Genomic DNA, 7331 nt, shown 5'->3' with positions numbered 1-7331 from the left:
TCCTTATTCAAACGACCTGTAAATGTCACTTTATTCCAATATTCTTTTATAAGAGCTAAATAATCAGAAAAGTCTCCATCGCCAAGAATATACAAATGAACATGGGAATCTTTATTCAGCACCAACTTAAATGCGTTTATAAGATAACTAAGCCCCTTTATAGAATCCAAGCGACCAACAAACAAAATAACCTTTTCTCCGGGTATTACTCCTATTTTTTTCTTTATTCTCTCTTTTGATTGCATTGAGACGTTTCCACCATCATCTTTCAGACCATTATAAATAAGAGCAATACGACTTTCTTCGATACCGAAATCGTGCATCAATAAAGATTTTGTAAATCGCGAAATACAGATTATTTTATCTATGGCTGCATAAAAATCTTTTTCTTTATAGAACTGTTCTTTTATATTGGATTCACGAGTTCCCGGCAAAGCACCTTCAGAATTAATTATACTTCTGAAACGTTTCAGATTCCCATTCAAAGAAAAAGCCCAGGTTTGATAGTGAATAGTATAAACGATTTTACTATTAGGAATAGTATTTTTTACAAAAAGAATCAAATTCAATGGAATATTATAATTGAAATGAAAAATAACATTTTCATCTTCATCAATTTGAAAATTAGCCAACAAAACATATAAAGCATGAAAGAAATAACGGTCTTTCATTTTTTCTTCATTACCAAAATCCATAGGGATAGAAAGCAAATCATATCCATCTTTTCTTTCACATGTTACTTCCTCTTTGTCAGAATACAATTTAACAACACTCAATACAACATCCGGCATTTTCAGACATACAGCCACTAATTGTTCCAAATAAGTTCCAATTCCATAAACAGCCGCCCTGCTATCACTATTAAATATATATATTTTCTTCATCCCAGCATTAATTTAAGCCCATACCCTGCACATCCATTATCTATACCCAGCCTCCATTTCGAGATGGGAAGATTAATATCAAAATCACAATCAGCTAAAAAAGATTTCAACTCAAAGACATCTTCATTATCAAGAGCAAGGAGATACTTTGAGAACACCTTCAAATATTCCTTCTTTTTTTTCTCTTTTTCCAAAACCTTACCGGACAAATGTTTTCTCAGATAACAAAACACCCCTTCAGTTCCTCTACGAAAAGACCTATCCGGATAATTAAAAAAATTATATGCAGACAATTTCGAGTCTATATCTTCCAGAATATCAAAAGTATTTCCCCCTACAAAATTATGTTCCAACAAATATTCGATTCCCCATCCTATTCCAGACAAACCATCTTCAAAATCAATAGGCATATCAAAAACAACGTCCTCAAATATTTCATCCAACAGCATATTGGCAAAATTCTCAAAATCGGTACTATTCCGATATCTTGAATAATGCATAAAAAAAAGAACAATACCCATCTTTCCATGAAATAAACCATTTTCTTTCATATAGGCCGTCGAAACCATTAAAAAATTGGATATACGGGATAAAATCAAATCTTTGTTCATAAACTTACAAATGACACAAATTGAACTTTCCTATAACCTTCTCATAATCAGACACAGGAGGACATAAATACCGATACAGGCATTTTGCGCACGGCTGAACCTTATCCCTGGTAAGCCGCCAATGCTCTTTTGTCTGTAATTCTTTATAGACCAAGGTACTCAACGGAGCAGATAAGATATTTCCTAATGCAGACTTTTCCTTATCAGAAAAAATATCCCCATCAGGTTTTAATGTTAAGTTACCAAAATAATTGGCATTCACATGTTGATGTGAAAATATATCCTTTTTAGACCACTTGGTCGATAAAATTGTTTTTTTATCTTGATAGACGACATCTTCAAAAAACTTCATATTATCACCATTATAGTATGGTATAAATTTAGCATTCAAATTCAAACTATTCACACAATCCAATGCCATCTCAAAATCAGCTTCCGAAGTAATCCTAAAAACAAAAACTGATGGTTGTTCCCTTATCCCATCCAACAGGCCAGGTTTAATGTCTCTTATATCATCGACCAATATTGTCAACTCCGAGAAAACAGAAATACAAGAAGTAACAGCAGAGGAATCAAAAAAAGAAAAAGCCCTACTATGTATCATCAAATTTCTTACGCAACTCAAAGAAGATATATCATCACGATATTGTTTAAACAGAGAACTATTAAATAAACAATCTCCAATAAATGTAACACGTCTAATTTTTGCCACTTGAATTTGTTCAATTAAGCATTTAAGTACAGCTTCATTTATTTCAGCTTCAAATCGAGTACACCAGGAAATCTGCTTAAAAGCACTATCACAATCTTTACATTTCAATTTACAGTTTCCACCCCAAAAAACAGAAAGTTCCAATAAGTTATTTAGCACCTTTTGCCCAAAAAATTCCACATTCTTAAAATCTCCCCGATCACGTTCCACCTCATCATTCAAATTAATCTTAGGAACAATCACTATCGGCTTATGAGGGAATTTAGATTGTTCATACAAATCGCCGGAATAAGCGGCACGAACCTTTTTAACAAAATTACTTACCGACTTCAAATTAAGCACATCTTCCTGTAGTTCTATCACATACAGATTAGCTTGCGATTTCAATTCTTCAATCACAGGTGTCAATTCCGCATCCTTTCTAAAGAGCAAAGATTTACCTGATAATGAATTATAAATCAACACATTTTCTTCATCATCCCATATAAAAGTATATGTTTCTAATACAAACCAATATTTCTTCATTATGCAAAAACCGATTTATTTATTGTATAAAACTTTGAACTATTCTTTTCCAGATAAGAAATAATGTAAGATAAATAACTCATTGTATCTTGCTTTGTATAAACCGAGTCACAAAAAGGTTTCCCGTTTTTACGAGGAAGTTGCAGAATACAAGCGCTACAAAATTCAGCATAATAACAATTTGTACATTGCTTATTTATATCTTTATACATTTTATTATACTTGGCTGCTATTTTATCGAAGTCCAAATGAATACTACTATCTATAGTCCCTACAAATTCACTCAAGTCTATTCGTTCGCAAACATGTATCTTCCTTGAAGAGGAAACAAAGAATTTTTTCATAAAAGGAAGACAAGTTCCAGTCGGAATCCTTATGTTCCGCCCATTAGACAATAACAGTTCTGAATAATGACGGTACGCATTTCCTAAATGATAATAAAAGAAATAACCTGCCTCCCTTATTTCGCGTAAGCGACTGACGTCAGTATGTTCCAGCATGTGAGAGGTTTCTTCATATCCTTTGTACAATCGTTCAAACTCTTCTCTCTTTTCTGATTTTATACCTTGAGGTACAATTGTTTCCAACGAAGGTATTTTACCAAAATTTTCTCGTATAAAATCAAAAACCGCCTCTGCCGAGGAAGATGCATTCAACACCGAGTTAAACTGGACTTTTTCTTCAAAATACCGGGGATATTTGTTTTGCAGGTCTTTGACATTCTTAAACACACGCTTAAAACTCGGTCTATTATTCAAATCAACCCGCAAAGCATCGTGTTTTTCATCACCATCCAAACTAATCAGTAGTGAAAAATTATTTTCCACTAAGAAATCCATATACTTATTCAACAACAACGCATTGGTAGTCATACTATATTGGAAATTAATCTTCCTCTTCAAATTAAGAGATTTCAAATAATCAACAATCTGCTTAACTAACGAAAAATTCACTAAAGGTTCACCACCATAGAATCCGATAATAATCACATTATTATAAGAACTATACGTTTCCGAGTTCCAAAACCCGACCATATAGTCAATAACCATCTTTGCCAAATCGAAATTCATCACTTTATCGCCAGTAAATGCAGTCTGCTCATATAGTTCTCCGTAACAACAATACTTACATTTCAAGTTACATTCCTGAGTCACTTGGAAAACGATATCGTTACAGTTTGCCAATTCATATTCAACATTCCTTTCAGTAATTTTACCAGACAATATAGATTTCAAATTTCTATTCTTAAAATAGCCATTTCTTTTCAAAAAGCAGTACCGTTTATAATAATACAAAGCTTCCTCATAAGAGATTAAATACGTTGCGGATATTTTTTCACAAACTTCCACCTCCGGCAGTATTTTATAATACTCATGTATTAATTGAATTGCAGGATGTATATTCAGCAACTCTTTATTATTGACATCATACAAGTAATAATTATCATTCCTACTTGCAAAAATAATTGTGGAATCTATCATATTATTTTCTTTAAATGTACTACGATTAAAACAGGATTATTATCATCTTACAAACTATTATAAAACTATATTAAATAAGAATATAATTTTTCAAAAGGATGATGCAAGGTCACATAATATATCAATTCATAGCCCCGCAATATTTATAAAATAAAATCAACATGATATACCTCTACATTAATTTAAGGCATTACAATTTCAATAGATTGATAAGCTCCAGCAGCAGTAAGCTTATATACATAAGCATCATCTTCATAATCTTCACACCAGCAAGAACACTTACCTTCATAATAATTAGCAACATATTCAACATATCCCAAATGGCAATAAATACCACCATAGAGTTTTCGCATTTCTTCATGCAACATATTAGCCTTACTTATATTTGCCAACTTCAATTTTGATAACTGTTTCATCTTATTGATTTTTTAATTATTTATAATATACCCGTTTAACCCTTGCTTCAAATTCATCTTTATATTCATTGATTTTAGAACGAATTCCTATCATTGAAAACAATGACATATCTTTTACAAATATCCAGTATTAAGAAACCTATCATCACATCTTTTTCTTTAAATGTACTACGATTAAAACAGGATTATCATCATTCTTCAAATTATCTGCCAACTCTATCAAGCGGGGAGACAGTTTTCCGGAAGAACGATGTTCTTCCACATAATCTTTCAATTCGTAGGGCCACTTTACTGAAATCAGCTTCTCTTCAAATGCTCCGTAAGTAGGAAAGAATTTTGGACCATTATGAAAATCATCTATCAGCCTAGCCTCTTTTACATTAGTAAGTTTCTTTGTTTGTTTATCATAAATAGCAAGCTGCAATTTTTGAGGTGGCAAATTACGAGATGCAGCAAAATAATAATTCTTATAATAAAATAAAAACAAGTAATGGTCCGATTCATAAACATTTGAGACTGCTATTTTCCCATCTGTTTTTGTCATCAATTCAGAACTGTTCATAGCTGAACTGTGAATTGCCTCACGCATTAAGGGACCTAACTTATATAAGGTTATTTCATTCGGCAGCTTATACTCTCCCAAATCTATAATCCATTCGGGCGACAACCCATTCGATGACACACTAAAAACCGTATCATTATAAAAATTATAAAACAGGGTTTTATTTTTATATCTTGGAAAAAAATTATCCGTCTTATTCGAGAAAATACCACCAACTTTTATATTTCCATTCTCTACTACTCGAGTGACATGATGAACCTTAAAATCATTATTCACCCAAATCAAACTATCCGGGTATTGATATAAAACAATTGAGTTTTCTGCTAAAGCTTCTTCAACATTTCTAAAAAGACTATAAACCCTAGAAGAATCCTGAGCTGAACACAAATGGTATACAGAAACTTCTTTTCCTGTGTACTTTCCATTTCTATCATATTCGATTATCTTATTTCCAACCGTATAATAATGTTCTTTAGACTCTAACAATGAAGCATACATGCTCGGGTCCTCACCCGGTCCCTGCCCCTGCTTACCTATCTGCCCTTTAAAACAACCATTCCAGTCAAACATCAACCGCGGTACCGTTAATATAAAGTTATCAGTAAAACGAAAAGATATATTATCACCCAATAAACAATCTGGTTTTGTTTCCAATGGAATATAAGTTATACTATCCGCTATCTCTGATAAACGTACCTCTTCCGATAAATCCAACACATCCTTCAGATGAATCACCGTATCGCGTGCTACGACAACTTCTTCCACACTCTCCGTCTGTTGGTTACGATGCGTACATCCACATAAAACTATAAGAAACAACAAAACTATATTTCTATTCATATCACAATTATATAATAAAAGAGAACTATATTTCATTATTCATTTCTAATATTCTTAAAATCAACAAGTATACCATTAAATATCATTATAAATATAATAAATTTAACGGTATACTTAACCGATTATTTAATGAGCTTCAGTTCCATTATATTTATAATACCTAGCATCGGTATACCTATAATTATAAGCATCATCACCATAATCTTCACACCAGCAAGAGCACTTGCCCTCAGTCTCATTAGCTTTTTGATTTACATACCCCCAATGACAATAATTACCACCATAGAGTTTTCGCATCTCATCATGCAACATATTAGCCTTGCTAATATTTGCCAACTTCAATTTTGATAGCTGTTTCATTTTATTATTTTTTTTAATTATTTATAATATGCCCTCAACTTAACACATTGAGGACTAATCGTTTTTTCATTCAATCACAATCCCAAGTCCCTATAAAATAATGAATAGCATACGCCCGTTTAATCCTTGATGCCCATTCACCCTTTATATCTTCATTAGTTTTAATAGAACGAATTTCCATCGTTGAAAAAGGAGATACCTCTTCAGCTGGTATCAAGTAAATACTATCCTTATTTGAATAATCCAAATAAACGTCAGAAAGCATTTTAGGACCTGTCGTACACAAAACCCGAAAAAATCGGGTTTCATTTTCAGGCAAAAATGATAAATCTTTAGAGAAAACTGTCTCTATAACAGCCTTCATAAAAGGATGCCCGGACCGACTGGCCATTAAAGCGTTATTGAAATAAGGAACTTTATCATTTACGAAAGGGAGCCTATGCCCTTCCGGCTCCATCGCAAAACAACAATCTCCTTTTAATACCGGCTCTATATTTTCAAGACATTCATAATCAAAATCCGCATATAGTCCTCCTATCTGATATAAAATCAAATAACGAATCACATCCCAACGTTGTATATTAAAATAAAATGATTGATACCGTTCAATGTACTCCGGATAGAATTCCTGCAAGAATATATTCATTCTTTCATTATCCCACAACATATATTTCCACGAAGGATGATGTTCTTTCCATGTCTCTCCTAATTCATGAAAATAATCAGGTAAAGGCCCGTCTACGCCAGACCAAACCTGATGAATAATTTTAGGTATCGCTTCATTCATAATCAACTATTTAGAATTATACCCCCATGTGCCCATAAAATAATGGACAGCATAAGCCTGTTGCAAACGTTCCTCCCATTCCGGACATATATCTCCTCTCCGTATAGCACTCGCTTCCATTACAGAAAAGGGAGCAATATTGCAAGCCGGAAT

8 protein-coding genes are annotated in these 7331 nt (G+C 32.8%); all 8 read right to left on the bottom strand.

Annotation, left to right across the window (positions count from 1 at the left end; genetic code table 11):
• On the bottom strand, window positions 1-884 hold an 884-nt coding region (locus DW103_RS17545; RefSeq protein WP_122278532.1), incomplete at its 3' end, for a glycosyltransferase.
• Entirely contained in the window at window positions 881-1495 is a 615-nt protein-coding gene (locus tag DW103_RS17540; protein ID WP_122278530.1) for a hypothetical protein, read from the bottom strand. The genes DW103_RS17540 and DW103_RS17545, both read right to left, overlap by 4 nt.
• 4 nt (window positions 1496-1499) lie before the next feature.
• Entirely contained in the window at window positions 1500-2732 is a 1233-nt protein-coding gene (locus DW103_RS17535) for a TIGR04150 pseudo-rSAM protein (protein WP_122278528.1), read from the bottom strand.
• Complete coding sequence (locus tag DW103_RS17530; RefSeq protein ID WP_122278526.1) at window positions 2732-4213, bottom strand: radical SAM peptide maturase; 1482 nt, start codon at window positions 4211-4213, stop codon at window positions 2732-2734. The genes DW103_RS17535 and DW103_RS17530 overlap by 1 nt, the downstream gene beginning before the upstream one ends.
• A gap of 182 nt (window positions 4214-4395) precedes the next feature.
• A complete protein-coding gene (locus DW103_RS17525) occupies window positions 4396-4629 on the bottom strand; it encodes a TIGR04149 family rSAM-modified RiPP (protein ID WP_122278523.1) in 234 nt (77 codons plus the stop codon).
• Window positions 4630-4774: 145 nt separating this feature from the next.
• The gene (locus DW103_RS17520; protein ID WP_158576711.1) at window positions 4775-6031 is read right to left on the bottom strand and encodes a 6-bladed beta-propeller; all 1257 of its coding nucleotides are present in this window, start codon (window positions 6029-6031) and stop codon (window positions 4775-4777) included.
• Between the two features lie 126 nt (window positions 6032-6157).
• Window positions 6158-6391, bottom strand: coding sequence for a TIGR04149 family rSAM-modified RiPP (locus tag DW103_RS17515; RefSeq protein WP_122278519.1), 234 nt, complete (start codon window positions 6389-6391; stop codon window positions 6158-6160).
• 70 nt (window positions 6392-6461) lie between these two features.
• Window positions 6462-7178: a glycosyltransferase family 32 protein gene (locus DW103_RS17510; protein ID WP_122278517.1), complete on the bottom strand. Its 717-nt coding sequence runs from the start codon at window positions 7176-7178 to the stop codon at window positions 6462-6464.
• Between the last annotated feature and the right edge of the window lie 153 nt (window positions 7179-7331).

This window comes from Parabacteroides sp. AM08-6 (genome assembly GCF_003473295.1).
GTDB lineage: Bacteria > Bacteroidota > Bacteroidia > Bacteroidales > Tannerellaceae > Parabacteroides.
The sequence above is the reverse complement of the archived record's forward strand: the minus strand, read 5'-3'. Positions and strand labels throughout refer to the sequence as shown.